15 protein-coding genes and 1 pseudogene are annotated in these 13,260 nt (G+C 72.2%); 11 read left to right on the top strand and 5 right to left on the bottom strand.

Translation table 11 applies throughout. The features are described from left to right. Nucleotides 1–25: 25 nt before the first annotated feature. Entirely contained in the window at nucleotides 26–340 is a 315-nt protein-coding gene (locus OHO83_RS20915; protein ID WP_266673155.1) for an AzlD domain-containing protein, read from the bottom strand. Beyond that, nucleotides 337–1,170: an AzlC family ABC transporter permease gene (locus tag OHO83_RS20910; RefSeq protein WP_266673157.1), complete on the bottom strand. Its 834-nt coding sequence runs from the start codon at nucleotides 1,168–1,170 to the stop codon at nucleotides 337–339. The genes OHO83_RS20915 and OHO83_RS20910 overlap by 4 nt, the downstream gene beginning before the upstream one ends. 85 nt (nucleotides 1,171–1,255) lie before the next feature. Here OHO83_RS20910 and OHO83_RS20905 point away from each other — a divergent pair, with 85 nt between their 5' ends. Then, on the top strand, nucleotides 1,256–1,819 hold the full coding sequence (locus OHO83_RS20905; protein ID WP_266673159.1) for a helix-turn-helix domain-containing protein: 564 nt from the start codon (nucleotides 1,256–1,258) through the stop codon (nucleotides 1,817–1,819). A 122-nt stretch (nucleotides 1,820–1,941) separates the two neighbouring features. Here OHO83_RS20905 and OHO83_RS20900 read toward each other — a convergent pair whose 3' ends face one another. After that, entirely contained in the window at nucleotides 1,942–2,145 is a 204-nt protein-coding gene (locus OHO83_RS20900) for a cold-shock protein (protein ID WP_006138897.1), read from the bottom strand. A gap of 291 nt (nucleotides 2,146–2,436) precedes the next feature. On the opposite strand from OHO83_RS20900, the gene OHO83_RS20895 reads away from it, so the two are divergent. The 10 genes and pseudogenes from OHO83_RS20895 to OHO83_RS20855 all read left to right on the top strand — a co-directional run bounded on the left by OHO83_RS20895 (nucleotide 2,437) and on the right by OHO83_RS20855 (nucleotide 12,212). After that, the gene (locus tag OHO83_RS20895; protein WP_266673162.1) at nucleotides 2,437–3,300 is read left to right on the top strand and encodes a menaquinone biosynthetic enzyme MqnA/MqnD family protein; all 864 of its coding nucleotides are present in this window, start codon (nucleotides 2,437–2,439) and stop codon (nucleotides 3,298–3,300) included. A 297-nt stretch (nucleotides 3,301–3,597) separates the two neighbouring features. Continuing rightward, complete coding sequence (locus tag OHO83_RS20890; protein WP_266673164.1) at nucleotides 3,598–5,250, top strand: serine/threonine-protein kinase; 1,653 nt, start codon at nucleotides 3,598–3,600, stop codon at nucleotides 5,248–5,250. Nucleotides 5,251–5,453: 203 nt separating this feature from the next. Next, a complete protein-coding gene (locus OHO83_RS20885; protein WP_266673166.1) occupies nucleotides 5,454–6,191 on the top strand; it encodes a prepilin peptidase in 738 nt (245 codons plus the stop codon). Between the two features lie 6 nt (nucleotides 6,192–6,197). Beyond that, nucleotides 6,198–6,326, top strand: coding sequence for a hypothetical protein (locus OHO83_RS20880; RefSeq protein WP_266673168.1), 129 nt, complete (start codon nucleotides 6,198–6,200; stop codon nucleotides 6,324–6,326). A 354-nt stretch (nucleotides 6,327–6,680) separates the two neighbouring features. Then, on the top strand, nucleotides 6,681–6,857 hold the full coding sequence (locus OHO83_RS20875) for a hypothetical protein (RefSeq protein ID WP_266673170.1): 177 nt from the start codon (nucleotides 6,681–6,683) through the stop codon (nucleotides 6,855–6,857). Nucleotides 6,858–6,961: 104 nt separating this feature from the next. Beyond that, entirely contained in the window at nucleotides 6,962–8,161 is a 1,200-nt protein-coding gene (gene mqnC / locus OHO83_RS20870) for a cyclic dehypoxanthinyl futalosine synthase (RefSeq protein ID WP_116511252.1), read from the top strand. Between the two features lie 7 nt (nucleotides 8,162–8,168). Beyond that, nucleotides 8,169–8,768: a hypothetical protein gene (locus OHO83_RS20865; protein WP_266673172.1), complete on the top strand. Its 600-nt coding sequence runs from the start codon at nucleotides 8,169–8,171 to the stop codon at nucleotides 8,766–8,768. A gap of 34 nt (nucleotides 8,769–8,802) precedes the next feature. Continuing rightward, nucleotides 8,803–9,492: a demethylmenaquinone methyltransferase gene (locus tag OHO83_RS20860; protein WP_266673174.1), complete on the top strand. Its 690-nt coding sequence runs from the start codon at nucleotides 8,803–8,805 to the stop codon at nucleotides 9,490–9,492. A 167-nt stretch (nucleotides 9,493–9,659) separates the two neighbouring features. Then, nucleotides 9,660–9,728: pseudogene (locus OHO83_RS47025) on the top strand (zinc-ribbon domain-containing protein); the annotation flags it as partial. A 42-nt stretch (nucleotides 9,729–9,770) separates the two neighbouring features. After that, on the top strand, nucleotides 9,771–12,212 hold the full coding sequence (locus tag OHO83_RS20855; RefSeq protein ID WP_266676859.1) for a hypothetical protein: 2,442 nt from the start codon (nucleotides 9,771–9,773) through the stop codon (nucleotides 12,210–12,212). A 48-nt stretch (nucleotides 12,213–12,260) separates the two neighbouring features. Here the strand turns inward: OHO83_RS20855 and OHO83_RS20850 are convergent, their stop codons facing one another. Both OHO83_RS20850 and OHO83_RS20845 read right to left on the bottom strand, forming a co-directional pair. Then, a complete protein-coding gene (locus tag OHO83_RS20850) occupies nucleotides 12,261–12,602 on the bottom strand; it encodes a PASTA domain-containing protein (protein WP_266673176.1) in 342 nt (113 codons plus the stop codon). A gap of 88 nt (nucleotides 12,603–12,690) precedes the next feature. Next, entirely contained in the window at nucleotides 12,691–13,197 is a 507-nt protein-coding gene (locus OHO83_RS20845) for a GNAT family N-acetyltransferase (protein ID WP_240654323.1), read from the bottom strand. Nucleotides 13,198–13,260: the final 63 nt, after the last annotated feature.

Below are 13,260 nucleotides of genomic sequence, written 5' to 3'. Positions count from 1 at the left end.
ACGGATTGCCGCATCCGCGCGGTCGCTACGGCACACCCGCGAGCCGCAGGAGGCCCGTCGTCGCGGCGGCCCCCACGACGACGACGGCGAAGGGCGCCTTCCGCCACGCGAGCACCCCGCCCGCCAGCACTCCGGCGGGCCGCGCCCACCCGGCGAAGCCGTGCCCCTCGGTCAGCGCCCCCGTCGCGAGCAGACCCACCAGCAGCACGGTCGCGCCTGCGGTCAGCAACTCCTGCACCCGAGCGGGCAGTTCGACCCGTCCGTGCAGCAGGGGCCCGGCCAGCCGGAAGGCGTACGTCCCGGCGGCGAGCACGAGGACGGCGACGAGCGTGGCGTTCACGAGGAGCCTCCCGGGGAGGTCGTACGAGAGGGGGATCCGGGGCGATGCGTACGGGAAGAGGGGCCCGGGCGGTGTGCGCGGGAAGGGGTTCCCCGCCGGGGCGTGCGGGCCACGAGCAATCCGGTCAGCGCCAGCAGGACCGGCACTCCGGCGGGCAGCACCGGCGTCGCGGCGACCGCGATCACCGCGCCGGCCGCCGCGGCCCGCCGCACCCCGGCCGAACCGCGCAGCGCGGGCAGCACGAGCGCAAGGAGCACCGCCGGGAACGCCGCGTCGAGGCCGAACCGGGCGGTGTCCCCGAGCGCGGAGCCCGCGAGCGCCCCGGTGAGCACGCTGAGGTTCCAGGCGGCGAAGAGCCCGAGGCCCGATATCCAGAACGCCGCCCTGCGTCGCCGGGGATCGCGCTGCGCGAGGACGAACGCCGCGGTCTCGTCGGTGACGAGGTGCGCGCCGACCAGACGCACGGGCCAGGACCGGCCGAGCGCGTCCGCGACGGCCAGACTGAACGCCGCCGTGCGGGTGTTGAGCAGCAGCCCCGTCGCCGCGGCGGCCACGGGACCGCCACCCGCCGCGAGCACGGCGACGGTGCTGAACTGCGCCGACCCGGCGAAGACGATCAGCGACATCAGTACGGGAACCCAGACGGGCAGCCCGCCGGTGACCGCGATCGCGCCGAAGGAGACACCCACGACGGCGTCGGCGAGGCAGACGAGCGCGATGTCACGCAGGAGACGCCGGTCGGTGCGGGCGGGCAAGGCGGCGGGGTCCGAGGGCGTGCCAGAGGCCGCCGTTCGCTCAAGGGGGCTTACTGTTCGGTGTGGCGAACGCATACTCGTAGAATGGACACGAGACCATCCGTTCGTCAAGGCGAACGCTTCGGTCCGGCCCAGCGAACGAACGGTGAGAAGGAGCAGCATGGCCGGCGAGACCCCCCGCCTCCCCCTCGACCGCATCGCCGCGGCACTGCGCCGGGAGCGCGGCCGGGCCGGGATCTCCCTGTCCGAGCTGGCCAAGCGCGCGGGGATCGCCAAGTCCACGCTTTCGCAACTGGAGTCGGCGAGCGGGAACCCGAGCCTGGAGACCCTCTGGGCGCTGAGCGTCGCGCTCGACGTCCCGCCGAGTCTGCTGCTCGACCCGCCGCGCCCCGTCGTCCAGGTCATCAGGGCGGGCCAGGGTGTCGCCGTTCCGTCGGAGCAGGCCGACTACGCGGCGACGCTGCTCTCGCCGAACCCGCCGGGCTCCCGTCGTGACCTCTACTTCCTTCAGGTCGAGCCCGGCGCGCCCCGTGAGTCGGAGCCCCATATGCCGGGCGCCGTCGAGCACATCGTGGTGGGCGCCGGCCGGGTCCTCGCGGGACCCCAGGACGACCCGGTCGAACTCGGCCCGGGCGACTACATGTCGTACCCCGGCGACGTCCCGCACACCTGCCGCGCCCTGGAGCCCGGTACGACCTGCGTTCTGGTCATGCAGTACGCGTGACTTGAAAAGGCAGGAGCCCCGTCTCCACCGCGTGCCGGGGCACTTGGCGGAGCGGGGCTCCTTGGGTACTGCATCCGTTCCGGAGTCACGACGTCCCAAGGGCAGACCTGGGGACGCCCCACTTACATGGGGGTGACGTTCTCCGCCTGCGGGCCCTTCGGACCCTGCGTGACGTCGAAGCTCACGGCCTGGTTCTCCTCGAGGGAGCGGAAGCCGTTTGCGTTGATCGCGGAGTAGTGGACGAAGACGTCCGGGCCGCCGCCTTCCTGGGCGATGAAGCCAAAGCCCTTTTCAGCGTTGAACCACTTCACGGTTCCGGTAGCCATAAGCCCTCCTTGGGCCAAAGGGTCGCCCTGCTCCAGAACCTGCAAATGCACTTGCGAACAACTGCAAAAGTCTGAAAACGACGAGAGCCCGCGGTCACATGCTCCGCAGGCTCTGTACTGCAAGGGAAACCAAACTGCAACTTGCGGCGAGCCTAGCATGCAGGCACCGGAATGCAATAGAGGGAAAGATCACGTCACCCGGAGGTTTGACACGGGGCGCCAAAGGGTTGACGGGGCCGACTCGGGGACCCTGAAGCCTGCACCGTACCGCATGGGGTCTAGCCTCGCGATGTGGACAATTCTCCCGAGACCCCGCAGCGCAACCGGCCACGAGTCGGCCACATCCAGTTCCTCAACTGCATGCCCCTGTACTGGGGACTTGCCAGGACGGGAACGCTCCTCGACCTCGAGCTCACGAAGGACACCCCGGAGAAGCTCAGCGAGAGCCTCGTCCAGGGTGACCTCGACATCGCGCCCATCACCCTCGTCGAGTTCCTGAAGGCCGCCGACCAGCTCGTCGCCTTCCCCGACCTCGCGGTCGGCTGTGACGGCCCGGTGATGTCGTGCGTGATCGTCTCGCAGGTACCTCTCGACCAGCTCGACGGCCGGCGGGTCGCGCTCGGCTCCACCTCGCGCACGTCCGTGCGCCTCGCGCAGCTGCTGCTCGCCGACCGCTTCGGCGTACAGCCCGACTACTACACGTGCCCGCCCGACCTGGGCCTGATGATGCAGGACGCGGACGCGGCCGTGCTCATCGGGGACGCGGCCCTGCGCGCCAACCTCCATGAGGCGCCGCGTCTGGGGCTGCAGGTGCACGACCTGGGCGCCCTGTGGAAGGAGTGGACGGGACTGCCGTTCGTCTTCGCCGTGTGGGCCGCCCGCAAGGACTACGCGGAGCGCGAGCCGCTCATCACGCGCAAGGTGCACGAGGCGTTCCTCGCCTCCCGTGACGTGTCCCTGGAAGAGGTCACCAAGGTCGCCGAGCAGGCCGCCCGTTGGGAGGTCTTCGACGAGCAGGTCCTCGAGCGCTATTTCACGACGCTCGACTTCCGCTTCGGCGCGCGGCAGCTGGAGGGCGTCACGGAGTTCGCCCGCCGGGTGGGTCCGACCACCGGCTTCGCGGCCGACGTCCGGGTCGATCTGCTGCAGCCGTGACGCGGTAGATCCGCTCGCCCCGGAAGGCGTACGGGAATTCCCCCGCGGGAATTCGCGTACGCCTTCTGCGTGCCGCCCCTCTCGCGTGCGGGGCAATTCCGGCTATCCGGGAAACAAGGGGCCGTTCGGTTGCGATCGACTGTGAACGTCAGGAATTTCACCGGTGAACGTTTTGAATACACCGGGCTCGCGGATATCGGAGGGATGCGTTCCGTCGAGCGATGGCATCCGGGGTGCCGTGACGGGGGAGGACTACCCTGGCCCGACGGGAGCGCGGGCACAGGGGGAGGCCAGGTCATGCAGCCGCTGGAAGCCGGCGAACCGGCCACGATCGGGCCCTATCGGCTGCTCGGAAGGCTCGGTTCGGGCGGAATGGGCCGCGTCTATCTGGGGCGCAGCGCCGGAGGCCGCACCGTCGCCGTGAAGGTCGTCCATCCGCACTTCGCGCTCGACGAGGAGTTCCGGGCGCGCTTCAGGCGCGAGGTCGACGCCGCGCGCCGCGTCGGGGGTGCCTGGACGGCGCCGGTTCTCGACGCCGACCCGGAGGCGGCCGTGCCCTGGGTGGCGACCGGGTACGTGGCCGGCCCCTCCCTCGCGCAGGCGGTGAAGGAACGCGCTCTGCCCGACCACTCCGCACGGGCCCTGGGCGCGGGCCTGGCCGAGGCGCTGTCGGCGGTGCACGGTCTCGGGCTCGTCCACCGCGACGTGAAGCCGTCGAACGTGCTCCTCACCGTGGACGGCCCCCGCCTGATCGACTTCGGCATCGCCCGCGCCACCGACGGCACTGCCTCCCTCACCTCCACCGGCGTCTCGATCGGGTCGCCCGGATACATGGCGCCCGAGCAGATCCTCGGCAAGGGCGTCACGGGCGCCGCCGACGTCTTCTCGCTCGGCGCGGTCCTGGTCTACGCGGTGACCGGTACGTCCCCGTTCTCCGGTGACTCGTCCGCCGCGCTCCTCTACAAGGTGGTGCACGAGGAGCCCGAACTCGGCCTGGCGCGCGGGAAGCTGCGCGACATCGCCGCCGCGTGCCTGGCGAAGGACCCGGCCGCGCGGCCGACCCCTGACGAGGTGGCGAGCGCTCTCGCCCCGCACGGCGCGGCCCGGCTCGTGGCGGCGGGGTGGCTGCCGGGCGCGCTGGTGGAGCAGGTGGGACGCAGCGCGGTGGCACTCCTGGACCTGGAGGGCGCGGCGCCGGCGGGTGCCGCGGAGCGTTCGGGGCCGGTCGGCTTCAGCAAGCCCTCGGTCGACTGGCCGTCGGAGGCGGCGGGATCGCCCGCCGGGGTGTTCGGGCCGCCCGATCCCGCCTACGGACCGCCGGCCCCGCAGTCCTACGTGCCCGCCGACTCCGCCGTGCCGGCACCGCGCACCGAGGTGCCGGGAGCCGGGAAGGTCTCCGTCAGCGTGGCCGCGACATCCCTGCCGGGCGCCAACGGACGTGGGCGCAGTCTCAGTTGTACGGTCGCGCTGGGAGTCGCGGGCGCCCTGGCCGCGGTCACCTTGGGCTCGGCCTTCCTCTTCGACCTGCTGCCGGGCAATTCGGACTCGCAAGGCGGCTCGGACACGGGTGGGAGGCCGCCCGCGGCCACGCCGTCCGGCGGGCAGGTCCCGTCCGGCTATCTCGGCAAGTGGCACGGCAAGGTGGTGCAGGCCGGGGTTCCGTTCGGCACCTTCGATGTCGAGGTGCGGCAGGCGAGGCCGGGCCAGAAGGTCGGCACGGTGACGTCGACCGATCCGCTGGGCATCAACTGTGTCGACGTACTCACCTTGAAGTCGGCCACGGGCAAGGAGCTGGTGGCTGGGGGAGAGGCCGCCGAGTCGAACCCCGGAACGTGCGCGTCGTCCGCCCACACCGTGCATCTACGGCTGGAGGGAAAGGTGTTGGTGTACACGTCGGAGTATCCGGAGGCGGGCAACCCGAAGGCGCGCCTGGGGCGGGTGGGCGGCTGAGCCGGGGGCGCGCGGCCGGGCCGCGGAGGGCCGACGGTCCTCGTGTCCATCGGCCATGCGGCGACCGGACCGGGTTCAACGTGCACGCGTGCCCGCCGTGCGCCGACACGTGTCCGCCGATGAGTGACCCGCTGGACGCCCTCATGAGGTCGACGGGAGCTGACGCCTGACGGGCTCCCGGGGGAGTACGTAGGGTGCGAGGCGTGGATGTGGACCTGCTGTTGGTCGTCGGGGCTGTCTTCTGGGGTGCGGTCGCCGGAGGACTTGTGCCTCGTGCCGCCTACCGGTTCTCCGTCGAGCCCGACGAGGACTGGCGGGCCGTGTGCCCCGCCGGACATCCCATCGGCGGCCTCGCGGGCGGCTGGCTCGGGCGCGCCCGGTGCGCGGACGGCACCCCGTACGGGCCCCGCACCGCCCTCGTCTCCCTCGCCACCGCTCTCGTCTGTGCCGCCCTCGCCGCCGCGACCGGCGCTCGCCCCGAACTCGCGGCCTGGCTGCTGCTCGCGCCCGTGGGAGTGCTCCTCGCGGTGGTCGACGCCCGGGTGAAGCGGCTGCCCGACGTCCTCACCCTGCCGCTCGCCGCGGCCGCCCTCGCCCTGCTCGGGCTCGCCGCGCTGCTGCCCGAGCCCGGCGGCGCCTGGCGCACGTCCCTGCTCGGCGCGGCCGCGCTCGGCGGCGGCTACCTCGTGCTCTTCCTCATCCACCCCGCCGGGATGGGATTCGGGGACGTGAAACTGGCCGTCGGACTGGGTGCGGTGCTCGGCTGGTACGGCTGGGGCCTGCTGCTCATCGGAACGTTCGCCGGGTTCCTGTTCGCGGCGCTGTACGGGGGTGTGCTCGTGGCGCTGCGGCGGGCGGGGCGGCGGACCGCGATCCCGTTCGGCCCGTTCCTGATCGCGGGCGCCTTCACCGGCGTGCTGATGGGGGCGTACGCCGCCTGATCCCGGGTGAAGCCCGGTGGGGAACCGAAGCGGCAGGTCCGCAGCGGTCCGTCCATCCGCATGGAGGCGACGACCACCGACGACATGCTCACCGAGCGCGGCTGGAGCATCGACACGGCCGAACTGCTGTGGTGAGACGGCCAGTTGTCGAGCGGTAGAAGCGGTAGAAGCGGCAAAGGGGAGAGAACATGGATGTCGACATTCGGCCGGACGCCGGTGTTGCCCCGCTCCGGTTCGGCATGCCGTTCGGTGAGGCGATGGACAGCGCCCGGGATCTGGGTGCCACAGCGTCAGCCATCAGGCGGGGACCGAGCAGCCGCCGGGCCGGTACGTGCTGACGCTGGAGGACTCCTGGTTCCGGTTCGTCCTGTTCTTCCCGGAGGACCGGGCACCGGCCGGTGTCGAACTCGGGCGCTTCCGCAAGGAGGACGCCCACATCAACGTGACCTTCGACGGTCTGGACGTGCTCCGCACCCCGGCGAGGAGCTGGTGGAGCAGATCGAGGAGCGCGGGCACGAGGTCGAGTACGACGACTACGGGACGTATCTCCTGCCGGAGCTCAAGACCACCTTCGCGAACAACAGCTCCTACGAGTACCCCACCGACGACGAGGGCGACCCCCTGTACTTCGACTACGTCCCGGTCACGACCCGCACGGTCCGCTGACCGGGCGGCGGGCGGGACGGGTCGGGGGCGCCTGGCCTCGGGCAGCCGGAAGAGCTGGCGTACGCTGGATCGGTCCGTCCATTGACCCCGTGAAAGGGACCCCGGTGACCGAGAAGGCCGACCTTCAGACCGTCCTCGACCGTGCCGCCGCGGGTGGACGCATCACCCCTGAAGAGGCGCTCGACCTCTACCGCGACGCTCCCCTGCACGCGCTCGGCGCGGCCGCCGACGCCATCAGGCGCCGCCGGTACGCCGGCACCGAGCACATCGCGACGTACATCATCGAGCGGAACATCAACTACACGAACGTCTGCGTGACGGCGTGCAAGTTCTGCGCCTTCTACGCCGCGCCCAAGGACACCGCCAAGGGCTGGACGCGCGACCTCGACGACATCCTGCGCCGCTGCGCCGAGACCGTCGAACTCGGCGGCACGCAGATCATGTTCCAGGGCGGCCACCACCCGGACTACGGCGTCGAGTACTACGAGAAGCACTTCTCCGCCATCAAGCAGGCGTTCCCCCAGCTGGTCATCCACTCCCTCGGCGCGTCCGAGGTCGAGCACATGGCCCGCATCTCCAAGGTCTCCGTCGAGGAGGCCATCGAGCGCATCCACGCGGCCGGCCTCGACTCCTTCGCGGGCGCCGGCGCCGAGCTCCTCCCGGCCCGCCCCCGCAAGGCGATCGCCCCGCTGAAGGAGTCCGGCGAGCGCTGGCTGGAGATCATGGAGGCGGCCCACCGCCTCGGCGTCGAGTCGACGTCCACGATGCTGATGGGCACCGGCGAGACCAACGCCGAGCGCATCGAGCACCTCCGCATGATCCGCGACGTACAGGACCGCACGGGCGGCTTCCGCGCGTTCATCCCGTACACGTACCAGCCGGAGAACAACCACCTGAAGGGCCGCACGCAGGCCACGCTCTTCGAGTACCTGCGGATGATCGCCATCGCGCGGATCTTCCTCGACAACGTGGCCCACATCCAGGGGTCCTGGCTGACCACCGGCAAGGAGGTCGGCCAGCTGTCGCTGCACTACGGCGCCGACGACCTCGGTTCGATCATGCTGGAGGAGAACGTCGTCTCCTCGGCCGGTGCCAAGCACCGCTCGAACCGCCTGGAGATCATCGACCTCATCCGCAAGGCGGGCCGCGTCCCCGCGCAGCGCGCCACGACGTACGAGCACCTCGTCGTGCACGACGACCCGGCGAACGACCCGGTCGACGACCGCGTCCAGTCGCACATCTCGTCCACCGCGATCGAGGGCGGCACGGCACACCCCGAGCTGAAGCTCGTCTCCACCAACTGAGGCTCATGTGCTGACGATCCATGTGGCCGAGGCCTCGCCCGAGGCCGCGGTCCTGGTCGAGGGGGCGTCCGTCGCCGCCCTCGGCCCGTACGAGGACCTCGCCGCCGTCCGCCCGCAGGCGCGGGTGCGGCGATGGCCCGGCATCCTCACGCCCGGCCTGCTCAACCCCTACGGGCCCGAGATCCTGGAGGGCACGTACCACCCGGACCCGCGCGAGGCCGACGAGTTCGGCACACGGCCGGTCGTCGGGGAGCGCGCGCGGGAGATCTTCCGCGCCGATCCGTCCCGGGTCGGAGCCAGCGCGCGGCGCGGCATCCAGCAGCTGTTCGCGCACGGCACGGTCGCCGTGGCCGGGGAGCTGCGCTCCCGTGCCGTGGTGGACGCGGTGCGCAGGGCAGGGCTCGCTCTCGGGCAGCGCCCGCCGAACCAGCCGGGGCCGGTGTCCTTCTCGCCGGCGCCGCTCGTCCTGCTGCCGCCGCTGGTCGTGGGCGGACCGGCCAGGTTCGCCGTGTTCGACGTGCCGGACCGTGCCTCGCTCGTGCGGCTCGGCCCGGCCAGCTGCGTGGCCACGGTCGTCGAAGGTCGCCTGGTGTACCGGCGCCGCTGACGCCGGCCCGGGGGCGTACTGCCACAATGGACGCGTGACCCGCGCATCCCTGGACAAGCAGCCGCACGAAGTCGCTTCGATGTTCGACGACGTGGCGGACCGGTACGACCTCACCAACGACGTGCTCTCGCTCGGCCAGGCCCGGCTGTGGCGCAAGGAGGTCGCGAAGGCCGTCGACGCGCGGCCCGCGCAGAAGGTCCTCGACCTCGCGGCCGGTACGGCGACGTCATCGCAGCCCTTCGCGCAGGCCGGCGCCTACGTCGTGCCCTGCGACTTCTCGATCGGCATGCTCCAGGTCGGCAAGAAGCGGCACCCGTGGATGCCGTTCACCGCGGGCGACGCGACGAAGCTGCCGTTCAAGGACGACACCTTCGACGCCGTGACCATCTCCTTCGGCCTCAGGAACGTGCAGGACACGGACACGGCGCTGCGCGAGCTGTACCGGGTGACGAAGCCCGGCGGGCGCGTCGTGATCTGCGAGTTCTCGCAGCCGACGTGGGCGCCGTTCCGCACCGTCTACACCGAGTACCTGATGCGGGCCCTGCCGCCGGTGGCCCGCGCCGTGTCCTCGAACCCGGACGCCTACGTCTACCTCGCCGAGTCGATCCGCAGCTGGCCCGACCAGCCGGCGCTCGCGGCCCGCCTCCAGAAGGCCGGCTGGTCGGACGTGGCCTGGCGCAACCTGACGGGCGGCGTCGTGGCGCTGCACCGCGGCGTCAAGTAGCGGGCTTCCGGGTAGCGGGCCCCCAATTCCCGCTCCGCGCCCGTCCGTTGTGCCGAATCCCCGTCACGGGGAACCGGTCACCGGGAAAGATGTGTCCGTTGATTACGTGGTGACAGCCGGTCACCTTTGGTGACGGCACGACTTTCCCGGATGACGGAGCACTTCCCATGGCGTCGTTCTGCCCGCACTGCGGAGCCCAGGCTCCCGACGAGGCCCGCTTCTGCATGACGTGCGGGCGGGAACGAACGCCGGGGCGCGAGCCCACGGTTCAGGGGCCCGTGGCTCCTCCCGCGGCGCCCCCGGGGCAGCCGCCCGTTCCGCCGCTCGCGCCGCCCGCCGCCCCGCCTCCGCCCGCGTTCGCCCCCGGCGGGCCCTCGCCCGTCGGCGCCTTCCTCGGGCGTGCCTTCCGCGGCGACTGGGCCGGCTCGGCGCAGGCCGCGCTGTGGCCCGTCGGACTCCTGGTGATCGCCGCCGTCGCCCTCGCCATCCCTTCGTACGGGCAGGGCGGCGACGTCGTCGTCGGGTTCGGCGACCGCATGCGGATCTCGCTCGCGCTGCTGCTCCAGTCGCTCGGCGGCGGCTTCGAGGTGTCGGCCTCCGGCGGCTCCTCGCCCTTCGGCGGCGGGGACTCGCCGTTCGGCTCCGGCGGCGGTGACATGGGCGCGGAGCTCAGCGGCGGCGCCGCGCTCTCCCTCGTTCCTCTCACCGTCACCGCCCTGTGGGTCCTGGCGCTCTGGATGGGCGTACGTGTCCTGCGCTCACGCCTCCGGGCCCGCGCGGCGGGCGCTCCCGTCCCCGGCGCTCCTGTCCCCGGTACTCCCGGGCTCGAAGCCGCTCTGCGTGTCGCTCTGTTGGTGACCGTCGGCGTTCTCGTGCTCGGCCTGGTCGCGCAGCCCTCGATCCAGGGCGTGCGGATCTCGTCGTCGCCCGTGCTCGCGGCACTCGGCGCGCTCCTCGTCTCGCTCGCCGTCGCCGCGGGAACGCTGCACCGGGACGACCTGGCTCAGTGGCTCGCCGCCCGGCCGGCGGCGCTGGCGCTGGTGCGGGCCACCGGGACGGCTCTGCGGGCGCTCGCCGTCGTCCTCGTGATCTGCTCGATCGCCGCGTTCATCAGCATCGCCCAGATCGACGACCTGGGTGATGCCTCCGATGTGTCCGACCTCGGCCAGGCCGACCTGTCGCCGCTGGTCGTCGCCCTGCTCGTGCTGCCGAACCTCGGTGCCATGGCGCTCGGCCTCGGCTGGGGCGCGCCCATCTCCTTCGAGGCGGGCGGCAGTTCGACGTACGGGGGCGGGTACCAGCACCAGTCGTTCGGCCTCTCCGAGCTCGGCGACGTCACCAACTCCTGGGCGGTCGTGGGGGCGCTGGCCCTCGGCACCGTCTGCGCACTGACCGTGGGCGTGATGGCGGCCCGACGGTCGGCCGACCGTCGCGAGCAGCTCCTCTCCGCCGGGATCTTCCTCGGTCTGTTCCTGCTGCTCGGCGCGCTCGGCGGCCTCGGCGTGAAGGCCACCGGGGCCGCGTCCGACCTCGGCGGCAGCGGCACGGGCAGCGTCGGCGTGGGCCTCGGCATGGCGGAGGCGCTGCTGTTCGGGCTGCTGTGGGTGTTCGCGGCGGCGTTCCTCGCGCCGTACCTGATGCAGATGGCCGGGGCGCGGACCGGGATCGTCCCGGAACCGCAGGTGCCGCCGGGGGCGTTCGGGCCCGCGCCGGATGCTCTTGTGACGGATGCCCCTGTGCAGGCGTATCCCGCCTCGGCGGCCCCCGTTCAGGCGCCCACCGCGCCGGAAGCGCCCGACGAACCGCCCGCCCCCAACGACCCGCCGAACCCCGCCGTGGCAGCCGCCCTGCCGACGGCCACCGCCGCTCCCGCGCCCACCCCCACGCCTCCTCCCGCGCCCACCCCCACGCCTCCTCCCGCGCCCACCCCCACTCCCGGCCCCGTCCCCGCTGCTCTGTACGACCCGCACACCTTCCAGCTCGGCGTGCAGCCGGCCGCCGCGCCCGCCAAGTCCCCACGTCGCGCCGGGATCTGGGTCGCCACCATCGCCGGCGCGTTCGTCATCGGGGGCGGCGTGGCGGCCGGGGTGCTGCTGCTCCAGGACAACGGCGGCGAGGACGACAAGGCGGGCCGCGACGACAAGCCCGCCGTCAGCACCGAGCAGCCCGCCACAACGCAGGCGCCGACCCCGGCGCCGAGCCCCACCCCGAGTGCGACGCCGGACCGGGCCACGGACGTCACACCGAGCCCGACCCCGGACGCGACCGTTCCGACCGGGTATCGCAAGGCCGTCGACCCCATGGGCTTCTCCTTCGTGATCCCCGACGTGTGGTCGCGCCAGGGCGTGGAGAACGGCAGCCAGATCACCTACGCGGGCAGCACCGGCGCCGAGCACTACCTCATCGGCGTCATCCCGGACGCGGGCTACACCTCGTACGACAACGTCCTCAACATGGAGAAGCACGCCGAGGAGGACAGGAAGAAGCAGGACTACCAGCGGATCGACCTGCGCCGGAACACCTTCCAGGGGCGGCCCGGCGCGATCTGGGAGTACACCTACCGCGACGAGGGCGGCCGGACGATGCACGGCATCGACCAGTCGTACGTCGCCGAGGACGGCACCGAGTACACGATCTTCCTCGTGGGGCAGCAGGACGTGTGGGCCGACCTGAAGAGGACGTACCGGACCGGCCTGGATTCCTGGCGCCTGACGAACTGATTCCGGCCGGGTGCCACGACGGTCACGGCCGGTCGCATGCGCCGACGACTACATGCCGACCACCGTGTACGTCTCGCCCGGCTCGTCCAGTTCGCGCTGCAGCCCGCCGCCGCGCGGTCCCGGCATACGGGGCTCGTTCACCCCGGAGCCGCCGTGACCCTCGCCCTCCGCCAGGTCGAACCAGACGGTGACGACGGCGCCGCGGGGCACCTCGGTGTCGGGCAGCGGGTACTGGCGTACGACGTAGTCGACCACGGTGAGACGGAAGTCGGGGCGGTCGGGCGCGGCCAGCTGCACGCCGCGCGCCGCCGCGGCCTCGCGCGCGTCGACGGCCATCAGACCGACGAATTTCGGAACGCGCACTTCGGGCGTCTTGGGTGTAATACGCACAGACTTCACCCCCAGCGGTACCCGAAGGGTAGCTCCGCCGGACCCCCGACCGGAAGCGTCAGGGCTGACGAGGCGAGCCTGAAAAGACCTACAGCGCGAGCCTGAAGCAGAGGCCCGTGCGCGGGTCACCCGGGACGGTGAACGTTTCGGCGGGTTCCATGCCGAGGCGCCGCGTCACCGCCACCGACCGCTCGTTGCGCGAGTCGACCATCGCCACAACGCTCCGTACACCCGCGGCCCGTACGCGCTCCACGGTCGCCAGGGCGGCCGCCGTCGCGTAGCCGCGGCCCCAGTGCGCCCGCCCGAGCCGCCAGCCGATCTCGATCTCGCCCGCCGGACCCCAGGCGTGCGGCCAGGGCTGCGCGCCCGTGAAGCCGATGACGTCGCCGTCCGTGTCGGTCATCGTCCACAGGCAGAAGCCGCGCTCCGCGTCGTGCCGGCGCTGCCGGGCGGTCAGCTCCTCGTACACGGACAGCTCGGCAGCGGCCCCGCCGTGGAACTCCATGACCTCCGGGTCGTCGAAGACGCGGTGCCAGGCGAAGGCGTCCTCGTCAGTGGGGACACGCAGCTGTACATCAGGCAGAGCTCGGTTCACAGGGCGGCCCTTCGGCTGGGTGATCAGTACCGCTGCATAGACTGCCCACATCCGGTGCCGCGC

The sequence above is a fragment of the Streptomyces sp. NBC_00569 genome, assembly GCF_036345255.1.
Lineage (GTDB): Bacteria > Actinomycetota > Actinomycetes > Streptomycetales > Streptomycetaceae > Streptomyces.
This window is presented reverse-complemented; position numbering and strand designations above follow the sequence as displayed.

Bases quoted from the DNA above. Each gene is read 5' to 3' on its own strand.
- OHO83_RS20910 (WP_266673157.1), bottom strand. From the start codon at position 1,170: ATGCGTTCGCCACACCGAACAGTAAGCCCCCTTGAGCGAACGGCGGCC.
- OHO83_RS20905 (WP_266673159.1), top strand. From the start codon at position 1,256: ATGGCCGGCGAGACCCCCCGCCTCCCCCTCGACCGCATCGCCGCGGCA.
- OHO83_RS20900 (WP_006138897.1), bottom strand. From the start codon at position 2,145: ATGGCTACCGGAACCGTGAAGTGGTTCAACGCTGAAAAGGGCTTTGGC.
- OHO83_RS20890 (WP_266673164.1), top strand. From the start codon at position 3,598: ATGCAGCCGCTGGAAGCCGGCGAACCGGCCACGATCGGGCCCTATCGG.